This window comes from uncultured Marinobacter sp. (assembly GCF_913055835.1).
Taxonomy (GTDB): domain Bacteria; phylum Pseudomonadota; class Gammaproteobacteria; order Pseudomonadales; family Oleiphilaceae; genus Marinobacter.
Genome location: NZ_CAJXKQ010000054.1, coordinates 1 through 17,414, shown reverse-complemented (window position 1 = coordinate 17,414; position 17,414 = coordinate 1). Strand labels below are relative to the sequence as shown.

Sequence of the window (17,414 nt, the reverse complement as noted above, 5' to 3'; positions counted from 1 at the left end):
CCGGCTGCATCCAAGTACTCCGCCAAAGCGTCCAACATGATGGGCCTGACCGCGGAAATGCTGGCCAAGATGCACGGAATTACCCGTGAGCAGCAGGACGAGTTCGGCGCTCGCTCCCACCGCCTGGCCCACGAAGCGACTGTAGAAGGCCGTTTCAAGAACGAAATCGTGCCCATTGAAGGTCACGACGAGAACGGCTTCAAGGTGCTGATCGAGCAGGACGAGACCATTCGTCCGGAGACCACGGCCGAGTCCCTGAGCCAGCTCAAGCCGGCGTTCGATCCGAAGAACGGCACCGTGACTGCCGGTACTTCCTCCCAGCTGACTGACGGTGCCGCTGCCATGGTACTGATGTCTGCGGAGCGGGCGGAAGCACTTGGCCTGAAGCCGATTGCCAAGATCCGCAGTATGGCCGTTGCCGGCTGCGATCCCGCGATCATGGGCTACGGCCCGGTTCCGGCTACCAAGAAGGCGCTCAAGCGTGCAGGCCTGAAAGTTGAGGATATCGACTTCTGGGAACTGAATGAAGCCTTTGCCGGCCAGTCGCTGCCTGTCCTCAAGGACCTGAAGCTGCTGGGCGTTATGGAAGAAAAAGTAAACCTGAACGGCGGCGCGATTGCCCTTGGCCATCCGCTGGGCTGTTCCGGTGCACGTATTTCCACAACCCTGCTGAATGTGATGCAGGCCAAAGGCGGTAAGCTTGGTGTTTCCACCATGTGTATCGGTCTGGGCCAGGGCATTGCGACGGTCTGGGAGCGTCTGTAATCCGTTAAGCGGGTTGCAGTACGCGGTTTCAGAAGGCCCGGCAAATGCCGGGCCTTTCTGTTTCAACCGGTAGCCTGGGCAGGCTTCCCGAATGTGAAAAAAAGCAGGACTGAAACCAAAGAATGGGTTGTCTTGCTATTCTTGACCCTGTAAAACAGTGAGCCTATACAGATTGGCGGCGTATGTGTGTTTTCTAGCCGACTGATTTTACAGCGAGTTTACGGTTTGCTGATCAATTGTCCGATTTATCGCCAAGGATACAGAACTCCGATATGGGTAAAAGTCTCGTAATTGTCGAGTCACCAGCGAAAGCGAAGACCATCAACAAGTACCTGGGCTCTGACTTTATTGTCAAATCGAGCGTCGGGCATATTCGTGATCTTCCCGTCAGTGGTAGCGGATCCCAGTCCGATCCGAAGGAGCGTGCCAAACAGGCGGCTATCACCCGGAAGATGAGCCCTGAGGAAAAGGCCGCGCACAAGAAACGCAAGGCCCGTGAACAGCTGGTCGCCCGGATGGGTGTCGACCCGGATCACGATTGGAGCGCACGTTACGAGATCCTGCCCGGCAAGGAAAAGGTGGTCAGCGAGCTCAAGCGTCTGGCCAAGTCTGCAGACCATATCTATCTGGCAACGGATTTGGACCGTGAAGGGGAGGCTATCGCCTGGCACCTTCAGCAAACCATCGGCGGGGAGCCGGAGAAATACCGACGCGTGGTGTTCAACGAGATTACCAAGCGTGCTATTCAGGAAGCCTTCAAGGACCCTGGCAATCTTGACAATAACCGGGTGAACGCCCAGCAGGCCCGACGTTTTCTGGATCGGGTTGTCGGCTATATGGTGTCACCGCTGCTGTGGGCCAAGATCGCCCGAGGCCTGTCTGCCGGCCGTGTGCAGTCAGTAGCCGTGCGGCTGATTGTGGAGCGTGAAAGAGAAATCCGGAAATTTGTTCCGGAAGAATTCTGGCAGTTACACGCCGATCTCGCGTCTGCCAAGGCTGATCAGCCGGTTCGGTTTGAAGTGACCCGTCATGATGACAAGCCTTACCGTCCGGTCAATGAGCAGCAGAGTACAGAGCACGTCAACCGCCTTAAGGCGGGCGCTTTCAAGGTTGCCAAGCGGGAAGACAAGCCAACGCGTTCGCGGCCTTCGGCGCCTTTTATTACGTCCACTCTGCAGCAGGCTGCCAGTAACCGGATGGGGTTCAGCGTCAAGAAGACCATGATGTTGGCCCAGCGCCTGTATGAGGCCGGTTTTATTACCTACATGCGTACCGACTCCACCAACCTGAGTCAGGATGCAATCAACAGCTGCCGCACCTTTATTCAGAAGCAATTTGGCGACAAGTACCTGCCCGAGAAGCCTCGCGTATACGGAAGCAAAGAGGGTGCCCAGGAGGCTCACGAGGCCATTCGCCCGACCGAAGTGAGCCGTCGTCCGGCCAATATCAGCGGCCTTGAGAAGGATGCCGAGAAGCTGTACGACCTGATCTGGCGCCAGTTCATCGCCTGTCAGATGTCGGATGCAGAGTTCCTGAGCACCTCAATTGTGGTTGCCAACGGCGATTACGAGCTGCGCACCCGGGGCCGGATCATCAAGTTTGACGGTTTCCTGAAAGCCGCGCCCCAGGCCGCCAAGAAAGATGAAGACATTGCTCTGCCTGATATCCAGGTCGATGAAGTTCTCGATCTGAAAAAGCTCGACCCGAGTCAGCACTTTACCAAGCCAGCGCCGAGATACACCGAGGCCAGTCTGGTTAAAGAGCTCGAGAAGCAGGGTATTGGCCGGCCGTCGACCTACGCCTCGATTATCTCCACGATCCAGGATCGGGGCTACGTGCGACTGCAGAACCGCCGCTTCTATGCCGAGAAGATGGGTGAGATTGTTACCGAGCGTTTGTCGGAGTCTTTCCCGAATCTGATGGACTTCGACTTTACCGCGAAAATGGAAGATGAGCTCGATGAGATTGCCGAAGGCGATGTCGAGTGGAAAAAAGTCCTGAATGATTTTTATGGGCGGTTCCGGCAGCAGCTGGAAAAAGCCGAGAGCGGCGAAGACGGCGGCATGCGAGCCAATACGCCCACTGAAACGGATATTCCATGCCCGAGCTGTGGCCGGAATATGCAGATTCGTGTGGCCAGTACCGGTGTCTTCCTGGGCTGCTCCGGTTATTCATTGCCACCGAAGGAGCGTTGCAAGACCACCATCAACCTGGTTTCCGGCGACGAAGTCGTCAGCGCTGACGATGATGTCGAAGGCGAGGGTGAAACCCGTCTGCTGCGCAAGAAGCGGCGCTGTCCCAAGTGTGGCACTGCCATGGACAGTTACCTTGTTGACGAAACCCGCAAGTTGCATGTCTGTGGTAACAACCCTGATTGCTCAGGCTATGAAGTTGAGAAGGGCACGTTCCGCATCAAAGGCTACGACGGCCCGACTCTGGAGTGCGATAAGTGCGGTTCCGAGATGCAACTGAAAACGGGTCGTTTCGGAAAATACTTCGGTTGTACCAATGCCGAGTGCAAGAATACCCGTAAGCTGCTGAAAAATGGCGAGCCAGCCCCGCCCAAGATGGACCCGGTGCCTATGCCGGAGCTCCAGTGCCAGAAAGTGGATGACACCTACGTGCTTCGGGACGGAGCCTCTGGTCTGTTCCTGGCCGCCAGCAAATTCCCGAAGAACCGGGAAACACGTCCGCCCCTCGTAATGGAGGTCAAGCCGCACCGGAAGGAAATCGATCCGAAGTACGATTACCTGATGGATGCGCCAGAACGGGATCCAGAGGGCAACCCGACAGTGATCCGATACAGCCGCAAGAGCAAGGAGCAGTACGTCATGTCCGAGAAAGACGGTAAGGCGACGGGCTGGTCGGCGTGGTATGTGAACGGGAAGTGGCAGCCGCAGGACAAGAAAAAGTAATCAGGGCGGGCCAGAGCGAAAAGGTGGGGTCAGAGGAACGCATTTTTCTGACCCCGCATTTACCTGATTGCTCCCGACTATCGGAACTTTCGCAACCGCTGGATCAGCGATGACGTATCCCAGCGGTTTCCACCCATGGACTGAACGTCTGCGTAGAACTGGTCCACCAGCGCCGTTACGGGTAACGAGGCATTGATCTTGCGGGCCTCATCAAGGCAGAAGCCCAGATCCTTGCGCATCCAGTCCACGGCAAAGCCGTGATTGAACTCGCCGGCAATCATGGTTCCCGAGCGGTTCTCCATCTGCCAGGACTGCGCGGCACCCTTGGAAATCACATCCACCACCTTTTCCACGTCCATGCCTGCCTGCTCGGCAAAGTGCAGGGCCTCTGACAGCCCCTGGACCAGGCCGGCAATGGCAATCTGGTTGACCATCTTGGTCTTCTGTCCGCTACCCACCGGGCCCATCAGCGTAACAGCCCGGCCATAGTGGTCCATCACCGGCTTGGCCTTGGTAAATGCCGACTCTGGACCACCGCACATCACGGTGAGCTTGCCGTTCTCAGCGCCTTGCTGGCCACCAGACACCGGAGCATCGATAAAGGCCTGGTTCCGTTCTGCAGCGGCGGCGGACAGACGCTCTGCGATACCCGCGGAGGCCGTGGTGTGGTCTATCAGAATGGCACCTTCCGGCGCCTTGGCAATGATGCCGTCCTCGCCCTGAAAGACCTCGACCAGATCCTTGTCCGCGCCTACGCAGGTCATCACGTAATCGGCACCCTCGACGGCTTCGGCAATGGTTTTACACGCAGTGCCCCGATATTCGCTGGCCCATTGCTCCGCTTTCGCGGATGTCCGGTTCCAGACCCGCACATTGTAGCCCGCGCTGGCGAGGTGGCCGGCCATCGGGTAGCCCATGACGCCGAGACCGATAAACGCTGCTGTAGTCATTGCTTTCTCCTCTTATGTTTTTGTCGGTTTAACTTAGCACAGAAGAGCAGGGCGGCATGCAATAAAAAAGGCCGCTGAATCAGCGGCCTTTGAGTGCCTTGCCCGAGAAATTGAACTTACTTCGTCGGGTAATCCCGTGAATCCGAGCCAGTGTAGAGCTGGCGCGGACGGCCGATGCGGTAGTCGCCGCTGACCATTTCGTTCCAGTGGGAGAACCAGCCAATGGTCCGCGACAGGGCGAAGATAACCGTGAACATTGAAGTGGGAATTCCGATGGCCTTCAGGATCAGGCCGGAATAGAAGTCCACATTCGGGTACAGCTTGCGTTTGACGAAGTATTCGTCTTCCAGTGCGATCTTCTCAAGGCGCTGGGCAATCTTCAGCAGCGGATCGTTCTCCAGGCCCAGCTCGGTCAGAACCTCGTGAGCGGTTTCTGCCATTACCTTGGCGCGCGGATCGAAGTTCTTGTAAACCCGGTGTCCAAAGCCCATCAGGCGGAACGGATCGTCTTTATCCTTGGCCTTGGCAATGAACTTCTCGATGTTGGACTCGTCGCCGATCTCGGCCAGCATGTCCAGAACCGCTTCGTTCGCGCCGCCGTGCGCGGGGCCCCAGAGGGCGGCAATGCCGGAGGCGATACAGGCATAGGGGTTGGCGCCGGTGGAGCCGGCCAGACGCACAGTGGATGTAGAGGCATTCTGTTCGTGGTCTGCGTGCAGGATGAAGATCTTGTCCATGGCCTTGGCCAGGATCGGGTTCGGCTTGTATTCCTCACAGGGAACGCCAAACATCATCTGCAGGAAGTTCTCGGAATACGAGAGGTCGTTACGCGGGTACATGAACGGCTGGCCGATGCTGTACTTGTAACACCAGGCTGCAATCGTAGGCATCTTGGCGACCAGGCGGTGCGCGGTAATTTCACGCTGTTCCTGATTGGTAACGTCCATCTGGTCATGGTAGAACGCCGACAGAGCGCCCACAACGCCGCACATGATGGCCATCGGGTGCGCGTCACGACGGAAGCCCTGGAAGAAGTTCCGCATCTGGTCGTGCAGCATGGTGTGGTTCTTGATGGTGTCGTGGAACCGCTTGTTTTCCTCGGCGCTTGGAAGCTCACCGTGAAGCAGGAGATAGCAGACTTCAAGGTAGTCGGAATGTTCGGCGAGCTGTTCAATCGGGTAGCCGCGGTGCAGGAGAACGCCATTTGCACCGTCGATGTAGGTAATGGCCGATTCGCAGGCTGCTGTGGATACGAATCCGGGATCGTATGTAAAAACGCCTTCCTGGACTAGGCCTCGTACGTCGATAACGTCAGGGCCGACGGTGCCGGAATAAATCGGTAGCTCAATGGACTTGTCCCCCACCGAGAGCGTGGCTTTCCTGTCGGTCATGGTGCTCTCCTATTTATCAGCTTTGACAGCTTTATCTACAGTTATAGATGCGCTTGGAATCTGCGCGGTAGAAAGTCGCACCGCTGCGACCGCCTCGCTTTGGTCCCTTTCAAGCGCTCATTTTCGTTACATAGAACCACTATGCGCCTCAAATGACCGTCAAAATGGCCTCAAAGCGAGACGATCTCGCCTGGTGCGATTTCTACCGCGCAGACTCCTGGAAGGCGCGTATTATCGCAAAACTGGCGGCAAAATATAGGGCGTTGGCTTTTTTTGTCAATGGAAGAGTCGGGAAAAGCCGGAATTTGACATTCCTTGTAAATGAGGGATATCCCGAATAACAAAGGACTGGGCAAAGAAAAGGATTTGTCAATCATCCTTATAGCTGGCTTAACCCCCTGAAATACGCGGCCTGGGCGATGTTGCAGGTTTGTAATTGGTTAGGCTACTCCTTATAATCCCTAGCCCGGAATCGGGGATAAACCTTCTCCCGCTACCTGTAAATGGCGGGTTGCCGGTTAGGTTTCCTCCCTTCTGAGCCAATCGTGTGCCGGTTTCGTATCAGCACGCCGATCCTTACATACCAACCATCCGCACCCGGTTTTCCGGTCCCGCGGAACCAAGAGAGAGTGTGAGAGCGCTGTGAATAGCAAACGACCAGTAAATCTCGATCTCGGCAAGTTTCATTTTCCGCTGCCAGCCATTACGTCCATATTGCACCGTATCAGCGGCATCATCATTTTTGTTGGTGTTGCGTTCCTGCTTTACGGGCTTCAGCTTTCCCTGTCCGGGGAAGAGGGCTTCAGTCGTGTGAATGAACTGCTGGACAGCTTCCTTGCCAAGCTGATTATCTGGGGCATCTTGTCTGCTCTGTTGTACCACCTGGTTGCGGGTATCAAGCACCTGTTCATGGATATGGGCATTGGTGAAGAGCTCGAAAGCGGCCGCCTCGCCTCGAAGATCACGATTGTGGTTTCCGTCATTCTCATCGTTCTGGCAGGAGTCTGGGTATGGTAAACAGTGTCACGAACCTGGGTCGCAGTGGTGTCTATGACTGGCTGATCCAGCGGGTAACCGCCTACGTACTTGCTTTATATACAATTTTCCTGCTCGGTTACATGTTGACCTCCGATGTCAACTACGAATCCTGGAACGCCCTGTTTGACCAGACCTGGTTCCGTATCTTTACCCTGATGGCGTTGCTGTCAATTGGTGCTCACGCCTGGGTAGGGCTCTGGACGGTGACCACGGACTACATCAAGGCCATGGGTCCGAGGTTTATCGTGCAGGCAGCTTGTGGGCTGACCATGTTCGTATATGTGGTTTGGGGCATTCAGATTTTTTGGGGGCTTTAATCGATGGCTAATATCAAGACCATGTCCTTTGACGCGATTGTTATCGGCGGTGGCGGGTCCGGCATGCGTGCCGCGCTTCAACTGACCGAATCCGGCGTCAATACCGCGTGTATCACCAAGGTTTTCCCCACGCGGTCTCATACGGTCTCGGCCCAGGGTGGTATCACCTGTGCGATCGCCAGTGCTGATCCGAATGACGACTGGCGCTGGCACATGTATGACACGGTAAAAGGCTCGGACTACATCGCCGACCAGGATGCCGTCGAGTACATGTGTTCCGTGGGTCCTCAGGCGGTATTCGAGCTTGAGCACATGGGCCTGCCTTTCTCTCGTACCGAGCAGGGTCGCATCTATCAGCGTCCTTTCGGTGGTCAGTCCAAGGGGCCGGACAATCCGACCCAGGCTGCCCGTACCTGCGCCGCAGCTGACCGTACCGGCCACGCGCTCCTTCATACCCTCTACCAGGCCAACATCAAGGGCGGTACCACGTTCCTCAACGAGTGGTACGCGGTAGATCTCGTCAAGAACAGCAAGGACGAGGTTGTCGGTGTTGTTGCCATCGAGGTGGAGACTGGCGAAGTTGCCTACATCAAGTCCAAGGCAACCGTTCTGGCCACTGGTGGTGCAGGGCGCATCTACGCGTCCACAACCAACGCCCTCATTAATACCGGCGACGGTATCGGCATGGCGCTCCGCGCCGGCTTCCCGATGCAGGACATGGAGATGTGGCAGTTCCATCCGACCGGAATCTACGGTGCCGGTACGCTGGTAACCGAAGGGTGCCGGGGTGAGGGTGGTTACCTGATCAACTCCGAAGGTGAGCGGTTCATGGAGCGCTACGCTCCGAACGCGAAGGATCTGGCCGGTCGGGACGTTGTCGCCCGGGCCATGGTCATCGAGATCCTGGAAGGTCGCGGCTGTGGCCCCGACAAGGATCACGTTCTGCTGAAGCTTGATCACCTGGGTGAAGAAACCCTGAACCTGCGTCTGCCGGGCATCTGTGAGCTGTCCCGTACATTTGCGCACGTTGATCCTGTGAAAGAGCCGATCCCGGTCGTGCCGACCTGTCACTACATGATGGGCGGTATCCCGACCAACGTTGGCGGCCAGGCTCTGACCCAGGATGAAAACGGAAAAGACAAGCCGATCCCCGGGCTGTTCGCCTGTGGCGAAGCGGCTTGTGTATCTGTCCATGGTGCCAACCGTCTGGGTGGCAACTCCCTGCTGGATCTGGTTGTGTTTGGCCGTGCTGCTGGTCTTCACATTGAAGAGCAGCTTCGTGGTGGCTTCGAAGTGGACGGCGCCAGTGAAGACGATATCAAGCGCGCAATGGCGCGGCTGGATCGTCTGAACAGTGCCACCGAAGGCGAGAGCGTTGCAGAGGTTCGCAAGGATCTCCAGAACTGCATGCAGCTTTACTTCGGTGTATTCCGTGACGGCAAGAGCATGGAAGAAGGCCTCAAGAAGCTCGAGGCTATCGGTGAGCGTGTTCGTAACACCAAACTGGCCGATACCAGTAATGCCTTCAACACCGCACGCATCGAAGCGCTTGAGCTCGACAACCTTTATGAGGTTGCACTTTCTACCGCGATTTCCGCCATTGAGCGCAAGGAAAGCCGTGGTGCGCACGCCAGGAACGATTTCACCGAGCGTGACGATGAAAACTGGCTCAAGCACTCCATGTACTTCCCGCTGGAGAAGCGCGTGGGCAAGCGTGATGTGAACTTCGCACCGAAGACGGTGGACAAGTTCGAGCCGAAGGTCCGGACTTACTAAGGGGGACTCCGAAAATGTTAGTAAGCCTTTATCGTTATAACCCGGAGACCGATAACGCGCCCTATATGCAGGACGTGGATGTCGAGATTCCGGAAGGCAAGGATCTCATGGTTCTTGATGTCCTGAACCTGATCAAGGAGCGGGATCCTTCAATGGCCTACCGTCGTTCCTGCCGGGAGGGCGTTTGTGGCTCTGACGGCATGAACATGAACGGCAAGAACGGTCTGGCATGTATCACGCCTGTCTCCCAGGTAGTGAAAGGTGACAAGCTGGTTCTGCGTCCACTGCCGGGTCTGCCTGTTATTCGTGATCTGGTTGTAGACATGAGCCTGTTCTACAAGCAGTACGAGAAGGTCATGCCGTACCTGATCAACGACAAGCCTGCGCCCGCGATCGAGCGGCTGCAGTCTCCGGAGGATCGCCAGAAGCTGGACGGCCTGTACGAGTGTATTCTCTGTGCCTGCTGTTCCACCTCCTGTCCGTCGTTCTGGTGGAATCCTGACAAGTTCATTGGTCCTGCAGGGCTGCTTCAGGCGTACCGCTTCCTGGCAGACAGCCGGGATACAGCGCAGGACGAGCGACTTGCCGGCCTTGATGACCCGTTCAGCGTTTTCCGCTGCCGGGGCATCATGAACTGTGTCAGTGTCTGCCCGAAAGGCCTGAACCCCACAAGGGCTATCGGCCACATTCGGAATCTTCTGCTGCAAAGGGCTACTTAAGCAGCAGGATTTGCGACAGACGCTATACTGTTCTGATCAGGTTAGTACCCGGAAGGCCTCGCAAGTTTGCGGGGCCTTCAACCAAAGGCTTATAGTCAAAAGTCTTACCCGGGTGCACACTACGCAAGCCGTGGCGGGAACTTATAAAGTTTTCTCCCTGTTTTGCTGAGTATAAAAACCACCGGGGAATGGAAAACATCCATGTCGGGTGTGGTGGCCAAAGTCGATCCCGTAAAAACCCGTATTGACTGAGAAATACCCCTGGCCGACCATATCGGGCTCCCCGCACCAGCCCAAGGTGAGCTATTCAAGATGCACGAAAGCATAATGGAGCAGTTATGGCAGACTTCCCACCTTCAGGGTGGAAATCTTGCCTATGTTGAACAGCTTTTTGAAACCTACCTGACAGACCCCAATGCCGTTCCCGAAGAGTGGCGCAGCTATTTCGATAAGCTTCCCAGTGTCGATGGCTACAAGGGCCGTGACATTGTCCACTCTTCCATCCGCGAACAGTTTGAACACATTTCCCGAAACCAGCGCTTTCTCGCCAGCGGCGGTGTTCCCGCCAGCGCCACGTCTGATGCAGACAAAAAGCAGATTCGCGTTCTCCAGCTGATTAACGCTTACCGCTTCCGCGGCCATCAGGAAGCCAAGCTGGACCCGCTCGGCGTATGGCAGCGGCCCAAGGTCGAAGACCTCGACCCGGAATTCCATGAGCTATCGGACTCAGACCGGGATCTGGAATTCCAGACCGGCTCCCTGAACCTCGGCTCCGAGACCATGAAGCTCGGGGACATCGTCGATGGCCTGCGCCAGACCTATTGCGAAAGCATCGGCGCGGAATACATGCATGTGGTCGATACCCGCATCAAGCGCTGGTTCCAACAGCGCATGGAGCCGGTTCGCTCCCGCCCTGCCTACGAGAACAACACCCGTAAGCACATCCTTGAGCGTTTGACCGCAGCCGAAGGCCTCGAAAAGTACCTGGGGTCCCGTTACCCCGGTGTGAAGCGGTTCGGTCTCGAGGGCGGGGAGAGTCTGATCCCCTGTCTGGACGAGCTGATTCAGCGTGCCGGTTCCTATGGGGCCAAGGAAATTGTCCTGGGCATGGCTCACCGTGGCCGCCTTAACGTTCTGGTCAACACCCTGGGCAAGAATCCACGGGAACTCTTCGATGAGTTCGAAGGTAAGAAGCTCGCCGATTCCGGTTCCGGCGACGTGAAGTATCACCAGGGCTTCTCCTCCAACGTGATGACCCCGGGTGGCGAAGTTCACCTGGCGATGGCATTCAACCCGTCACACCTGGAAATTGTGTCACCGGTTGTTGAGGGTTCTGTCCGGGCACGTCAAACCCGTCGTAATGACGAAGATGGCAGCAAGGTGGTGCCGATCATTATGCACGGCGACGCGGCGTTTGCCGGTCAGGGCGTGGTGATGGAAACCTTCCAGATGTCCCAGACCCGCGGCTTCGGCGTTGGTGGCACTATTCATATCGTCATCAACAACCAGGTTGGTTTCACCACCAGCAAGCAGGAAGACGCGCGGTCCACGGAATACTGTACCGATGTGGCGAAGATGATCCAGGCGCCGATCCTGCACGTGAACGCGGACGACCCGGAAGCAGTCATGTTCGTGACCCAGATGGCCATGGACTACCGCAACGAATTCAAGAACGACGTAGTGATCGATCTGGTCTGCTATCGTCGCCGTGGCCACAACGAGGCGGATGAGCCGGCCGCAACCCAGCCGGTCATGTACGAGAAGATCCGTAAGCTGAAGACCACCCGCAACCTGTACGTGGACCAGTTGGTGGAAGCCGGTGTGATCACCGAGGAAGAAGCCAAGCAGATGGAGAACGACTACCGTGACGCCCTGGACAACGGCGAGCACGTGGTCAAATCCCTGGTCAAGGAGCCCAACAAGGAGCTCTACGTTGACTGGACGCCTTACCTCGGCCATGAATGGACTGCGAAGTGCAAGTCCAGCGTTGCGCTGAAGACTATACAGAAGCTGGGCAAGAAGCTGACCTCGGTCCCTGAGGGTTTCAGTATCCAGCGTCAGGTTTCCAAGATTGTTTCCGACCGCGAGAAAATGACCGCCGGCGCACTGCCCATCAACTGGGGCTATGGTGAAGTCATGGCTTATGCGACGCTGCTCAATGAAGGGCATCCGATCCGCATAACCGGTCAGGATGTTGGTCGTGGCACCTTCTCGCACCGTCACGCGGTTTTGCATAACCAGAAAGACGGCTCTACCCATATTGCTCTGGAGCAATTGTCGGAAGATCAGCCGAAATTCGAAATTTACGACTCGCTGCTCTCGGAAGAAGCCGTCATGGCGTTCGAGTACGGCTATGCGACCACTGCGCCTGATGGTCTGGTGGTCTGGGAAGCACAGTTTGGCGATTTCGCCAACGGTGCCCAGGTTGTGATCGATCAGTTCCTGACCAGCGGTGAGCACAAGTGGGGACGCCTCTGCGGCCTGACTCTCCTGCTGCCCCATGGTTATGAAGGGCAGGGGCCGGAGCATAGCTCTGCACGCCTTGAGCGTTTCCTGCAGCTGAGCGCCGAGCACAATATCCAGGTCTGCGTGCCGACCACGCCGTCGCAGGTATTCCATATGCTGCGTCGCCAGGTGAAGCGCCCGCTGCGCAAGCCTCTGGTTGCCATCACGCCCAAGAGCCTGTTGCGGCACAAGGAAGCGACGTCTGATCTTGATGATCTGACCACCGGTACCTTCAAGACCGTGTTGCCGGAGAAAGAGCCGTCCGATCCGAAGAAAGTTACCCGTCTGATTCTGTGCTCGGGCAAGGTGTATTTCGACCTGCTTGAAAAGAAGAAATCGGACGAGCGTGATGACGTTGCCATTGTCCGGATCGAACAGCTGTATCCTTTCCCCGGAGACGATCTTGACGAACTGCTGAGCGAGTACACCAAGCTCAAGCACGTGGTCTGGTGTCAGGAAGAGCCGATGAACCAGGGGGCCTGGTACTGCAGCCAGCATCACATGCGTAATGCGCTGCACCGCCTGAACCCCAAGCTGTACCTTCAGTATGCCGGTCGTGACGCTTCCGCTGCTCCTGCCTGTGGCCATATGTCGGTCCACATCGAAGAGCAGAAGAAACTGGTTAACGACGCGTTTGAAATTTGACGAGCTACCGAACTAAGGATCTGTAATGTCAACTGAGATTAAAGCCCCCGTTTTCCCGGAGTCGGTCGCGGAAGGTACTGTCGCGACCTGGCACAAACAGCCGGGTGAAGCCTGCTCCCGTGACGAGCTGATTGTCGATATCGAGACCGACAAGGTCGTTCTTGAGGTTGTTGCGCCGGCAGACGGCGTGATTGAAGAGATCATCAAGAACGAAGGCGATACCGTTGAAAGTGGTGAGGTAGTCGGCAAGTTCAAGGAAGGCGCCAAGGGCGAATCCAAGCCTGCCGAGGGCAAGCAAGAAGAGAGCAAGGAAGAGGCGCCGAAAGAAGAGGCCAAGAGCGAAGCCTCTTCCGGCGAGGCGATCCTGAGCCCGGCGGCCCGCAAGCTGGCCGAAGAAAACAACGTCGATCCGAACAGCATCAAGGGTACCGGCAAAGATGGCCGGGTGACCAAGGAAGACGTGCAGAACCACGTGGACAGCGCCAAGTCATCTGATGGTGCGTCTGCACCCAAGCCGGCAGCCGGTATGCCGGAAGTTAACGTTGCCCAGGGTGAACGCCCGGAAAAGCGCGTCCCGATGACCCGCCTGCGTGCAAGCATCGCCAAGCGCCTTGTGGACGCGCAGCAGACCGCGGCCATGCTGACCACCTTCAACGAAGTGAACATGGCGCCCATCATGGAGCTGCGCAAGCAGTACCAGGACAGCTTCGTGAAGCGTCACGGCATCAAGCTGGGCTTCATGTCGTTCTTCACCAAGGCGGCCACCGAGGCCCTGAAGCGCTTCCCGGCGGTGAATGCCTCCATCGACGGTAACGACATGGTGTACCACGGTTACCAGGATATCGGCGTGGCGGTTTCCACCGATCGCGGCCTGGTGGTTCCGGTTCTGCGTGATTCCGACGCCATGGGCCTGGCAGACATCGAGAAGAAAATCGTCGAGTACGGCACCAAGGCGAAAGAGGGCAAGCTGGCCATTGAAGACATGACCGGAGGCACCTTCACCATTACCAACGGCGGCATCTTTGGTTCGCTGATTTCTACGCCGATTCTCAACCCGCCGCAGACAGCGATCCTGGGCATGCACAAGATCCAGGAACGTCCGATGGCGGTGAATGGCAAGGTGGAAATTCTGCCGATGATGTACCTGGCGCTGTCATATGACCACCGAATGATTGATGGCAAGGAAGCGGTACAGTTCCTCGTCGCGATCAAGGAAATGCTTGAAGACCCGGCACGTATTCTGCTGGACGTCTGAGTCGACTTTAAACGTATCGGAAAACGGGATTAACTATGTCTGATAAATACGACGTCATTGTCATTGGTGCGGGCCCGGGCGGCTATGTTGCCGCCATCAAGGCTGCCCAACTGGGTCTCAAGACCGCGTGTGTCGAATCCTGGACCGCCGAAGACGGCAAGTCGCAGGTGTTGGGCGGTACCTGCCTGAACGTGGGCTGTATTCCCTCCAAGGCGCTGCTGGAGATTTCCCACAAGTTCGAGGAAACCACTCACGATTACGAGATGCAGGGCATCATCGCCAAGGATGTCAAGATGGACATCGGCAAGATGATGGATCGCAAGGCTGGCATCGTGAAGCAGCTGACCGGTGGTATCGCCGGCCTGTTCAAGTCCAACGGCGTTACCTCCATCCACGGCCACGGCAAATTGCTGGCCAACCGTAAAGTGGAAGTAACTGACAAGGACGGCAAGTCCAAGACCTACGAAGCCGAAAACATCATTCTGGCCACCGGCTCCAAGCCGATCCAGATTCCGCCCGCGCCGTTCGATGGCGAGTACATCGTGGATTCCGAGGGAGCCCTCGAGTTCACCGAAGTGCCCAAGCGTCTGGGTGTGATCGGTGCCGGCGTTATCGGCCTCGAGCTTGGCAGCGTATGGGCGCGTCTGGGCTCCGAGGTGACGGTCCTTGAAGCGGTGGATACCTTCCTGCCGGCGGTGGACCAACAGGTTGCCAAGGACGCACTCAAACAGTTCCAGAAGCAGGGTCTGAACATCGTCATGGGTGCCCGCATGACCGGCGCTGAAGTCAAGCGCAAGCTGGTCAACGTCACCTATGAAGACTCCAAGGGCAAGCAAGAAGCCAAGTTTGACAAGCTGATTGTTGCCGTTGGCCGTCGTCCGTACACCGATAACCTGCTTTCCGAGGATTCCGGTGTGCAGATGGACGAGCGCGGTTTCATCTTCGTGGATGACAACTGCAAGACCGAGGCCCCGGGTGTCTGGGCTATCGGTGACGTGGTCCGTGGCCCGATGCTGGCCCACAAGGCGTCCGAAGAGGGCATCATGGTGGCCGAGCGCATCGCCGGGCACAAGCCCCAGGTCAACTACGACTGCATCCCCAACGTGATCTATACCTCGCCGGAAGTTGCCTGGGTTGGCAAAACCGAAGAGCAGATGAAGGCAGAAGGTGAAGAGTACAACGTAGGTACCTTCCCGTTTGCGGCCAACGGTCGTGCCATGGCTGCAAACTCGGCGTCCGGTCTGGTCAAGATCATTGCCGACGCAAAAACTGACCGCATTGTCGGTTTCCATGTAGTTGGTCCCCAGGCCTCTGAAATCGTTGCCCAGGGCGTAATCGCCATGGAATTCGGTTCCAGCGCCGAAGATCTGGCCCTGACCTGCTTTGCACATCCGACTCTGTCCGAGTCCGTGCACGAAGCAGCTCTGGCCGTCGGTGGTGGCGCGATCCATATCGCCAACCGCCGCAAGAAGAAGTAACGCAAACCAGGAATTTTTTAATTCGGGACATTAACTATGAATTTGCATGAATATCAGGGCAAGCAGCTTTTCGCTGAATATGGCCTGCCCGTATCCAAAGGCATTGCCTGTGATACTCCCAAGGAAGCAGTAGCAGCTGCTGACGAAATCGGCGGCGATGGCTGGGTAGTGAAGGCCCAGGTCCACGCCGGCGGCCGTGGTAAGGCTGGTGGCGTTAAGCTGGTTAAAAGCAAAGACGAGATCCGTGAGTTTGCCGAGAAGTGGTTGGGCAAGAACCTGGTAACCTACCAGACCGACGAAAACGGCCAGCCGGTCAGCAAGATTCTGGTTGAATCCCTCACCGATATCGACCAGGAACTGTACCTGGGTGCAGTCGTTGACCGTGGCACCCGTCGCATCGTGTTCATGGCCTCTACCGAAGGCGGTGTCGAGATCGAGAAGGTTGCCGAAGAGACGCCCGAGAAGATCCTGAAAGCCGAAATCGACCCACTGGTTGGCGCCCAGCCGTACCAGGGCCGCGAGCTTGCGTTCAAGCTGGGCCTGGAAGGCAAGCAGATCGGTCAGTTCACCAAGATTTTCATTGGCCTGGCCAAGCTGTTCGAAGAGTGCGATCTGGCACTGGTAGAGATCAACCCGCTGGTTATTACCCCGGCCGGTGACCTGCATTGCCTGGACGCCAAAGTCGGTGTTGACGGTAACGCGCTGTATCGCCAGAAGAAGATCCACGAAATGCACGATCCCTCCCAGGAAGATTCCCGGGAAGCGGAAGCGGCCAAGTGGGAGCTCAACTATGTGGCTCTGGAAGGCAACATTGGCTGTATGGTCAACGGTGCCGGCCTGGCCATGGGCACCATGGACATCATCAAGCTGTCCGGTGGCCAGCCTGCCAACTTCCTGGACGTTGGTGGCGGTGCAACCAAGGAGCGTGTTTCCGAGGCATTCAAGATCATCCTGTCTGACTCCAACGTCAAGGCGGTTCTGGTCAACATCTTCGGCGGCATCGTTCGTTGCGACATGATTGCAGAGGGCATCATCGGTGCCGTGAAGGAAGTCGGCGTCAAGGTTCCTGTTGTGGTTCGCCTTGAAGGCAACAACGCGGAGAAGGGTACTCAGGTACTCGCCGATAGCGGCCTGAACATCATTGCCGCTACCAGTCTGTCGAATGCGGCAGAGCAAGTTGTTAAAGCCGCAGGGGGTAAATAATGAGCATCCTGATTAACAAAGACACCAAGGTTATCTGTCAGGGCTTTACCGGCGCACAGGGCACCTTCCACTCAGAGCAGGCGATTGCCTATGGCACCAAGATGGTTGGCGGCGTAAGCCCCGGCAAGGGCGGCACCGAGCATCTGGGCCTGCCGGTGTTCAACACCGTGCGTGACGCCGTTGAAGCAACAGGCGCAGAAGCCACCGTTATCTACGTACCGGCGCCGTTCTGCAAAGACGCTATTATCGAAGCGGCGGATGCCGGCATTCAGCTGATCGTCTGTATCACTGAAGGTATCCCGACCATCGATATGCTGTACGCCAAGGAATACGTGGATCGCAAGGGCGTTCGCATGATTGGTCCCAACTGCCCGGGTGTTATCACTCCGGACGAGTGCAAGATCGGCATCATGCCTGGCCACATCCACAAGAAGGGCAAGGTTGGTATCGTGTCCCG

13 protein-coding genes are annotated in these 17,414 nt (G+C 56.9%); 11 read left to right on the top strand and 2 right to left on the bottom strand.

Going from position 1 to position 17,414, the window contains the following annotated elements:
• The coding region (locus QZ534_RS18530; protein ID WP_296936762.1) for an acetyl-CoA C-acyltransferase at window positions 1-765 on the top strand (765 nt) is incomplete at its 5' end.
• Between the two features lie 272 nt (window positions 766-1,037).
• A complete protein-coding gene (gene topA, locus QZ534_RS18525; protein WP_296936760.1) occupies window positions 1,038-3,680 on the top strand; it encodes a type I DNA topoisomerase in 2,643 nt (880 codons plus the stop codon).
• A gap of 77 nt (window positions 3,681-3,757) precedes the next feature.
• Here topA and QZ534_RS18520 read toward each other — a convergent pair whose 3' ends face one another.
• Together QZ534_RS18520 and gltA are read right to left on the bottom strand one after the other, a co-directional pair.
• Entirely contained in the window at window positions 3,758-4,630 is an 873-nt protein-coding gene (locus QZ534_RS18520) for an NAD(P)-dependent oxidoreductase (RefSeq protein ID WP_296936757.1), read from the bottom strand.
• A gap of 116 nt (window positions 4,631-4,746) precedes the next feature.
• Window positions 4,747-6,021 carry a citrate synthase gene (gene gltA / locus QZ534_RS18515; protein WP_296936755.1) on the bottom strand — a complete coding sequence of 425 codons (1,275 nt, stop codon included), beginning with the start codon at window positions 6,019-6,021 and terminating at the stop codon, window positions 4,747-4,749.
• Window positions 6,022-6,663: 642 nt separating this feature from the next.
• Between gltA and sdhC the strand changes: the two genes are divergently transcribed.
• From sdhC to QZ534_RS18470, 9 genes are all read left to right on the top strand, one after another.
• The gene (gene sdhC, locus QZ534_RS18510; RefSeq protein WP_064228094.1) at window positions 6,664-7,038 is read left to right on the top strand and encodes a succinate dehydrogenase, cytochrome b556 subunit; all 375 of its coding nucleotides are present in this window, start codon (window positions 6,664-6,666) and stop codon (window positions 7,036-7,038) included.
• On the top strand, window positions 7,032-7,376 hold the full coding sequence (gene sdhD, locus QZ534_RS18505; RefSeq protein WP_296936753.1) for a succinate dehydrogenase, hydrophobic membrane anchor protein: 345 nt from the start codon (window positions 7,032-7,034) through the stop codon (window positions 7,374-7,376). The genes sdhC and sdhD overlap by 7 nt, the downstream gene beginning before the upstream one ends.
• 3 nt (window positions 7,377-7,379) lie before the next feature.
• Window positions 7,380-9,152 carry a succinate dehydrogenase flavoprotein subunit gene (sdhA, locus tag QZ534_RS18500; protein WP_296936751.1) on the top strand — a complete coding sequence of 591 codons (1,773 nt, stop codon included), beginning with the start codon at window positions 7,380-7,382 and terminating at the stop codon, window positions 9,150-9,152.
• A gap of 14 nt (window positions 9,153-9,166) precedes the next feature.
• Window positions 9,167-9,871 carry a succinate dehydrogenase iron-sulfur subunit gene (locus tag QZ534_RS18495; protein WP_296936749.1) on the top strand — a complete coding sequence of 235 codons (705 nt, stop codon included), beginning with the start codon at window positions 9,167-9,169 and terminating at the stop codon, window positions 9,869-9,871.
• 312 nt (window positions 9,872-10,183) lie between these two features.
• The gene (locus tag QZ534_RS18490; RefSeq protein WP_296936747.1) at window positions 10,184-13,021 is read left to right on the top strand and encodes a 2-oxoglutarate dehydrogenase E1 component; all 2,838 of its coding nucleotides are present in this window, start codon (window positions 10,184-10,186) and stop codon (window positions 13,019-13,021) included.
• Between the two features lie 25 nt (window positions 13,022-13,046).
• A complete protein-coding gene (gene odhB / locus QZ534_RS18485; protein WP_296936745.1) occupies window positions 13,047-14,276 on the top strand; it encodes a 2-oxoglutarate dehydrogenase complex dihydrolipoyllysine-residue succinyltransferase in 1,230 nt (409 codons plus the stop codon).
• 35 nt (window positions 14,277-14,311) lie between these two features.
• The gene (gene lpdA / locus QZ534_RS18480; RefSeq protein ID WP_296936743.1) at window positions 14,312-15,754 is read left to right on the top strand and encodes a dihydrolipoyl dehydrogenase; all 1,443 of its coding nucleotides are present in this window, start codon (window positions 14,312-14,314) and stop codon (window positions 15,752-15,754) included.
• A gap of 36 nt (window positions 15,755-15,790) precedes the next feature.
• A complete protein-coding gene (gene sucC, locus QZ534_RS18475; protein ID WP_064228101.1) occupies window positions 15,791-16,957 on the top strand; it encodes an ADP-forming succinate--CoA ligase subunit beta in 1,167 nt (388 codons plus the stop codon).
• The coding region (locus QZ534_RS18470) for a CoA-binding protein (protein WP_296936740.1) at window positions 16,957-17,414 on the top strand (458 nt) is incomplete at its 3' end. The genes sucC and QZ534_RS18470, both read left to right, overlap by 1 nt.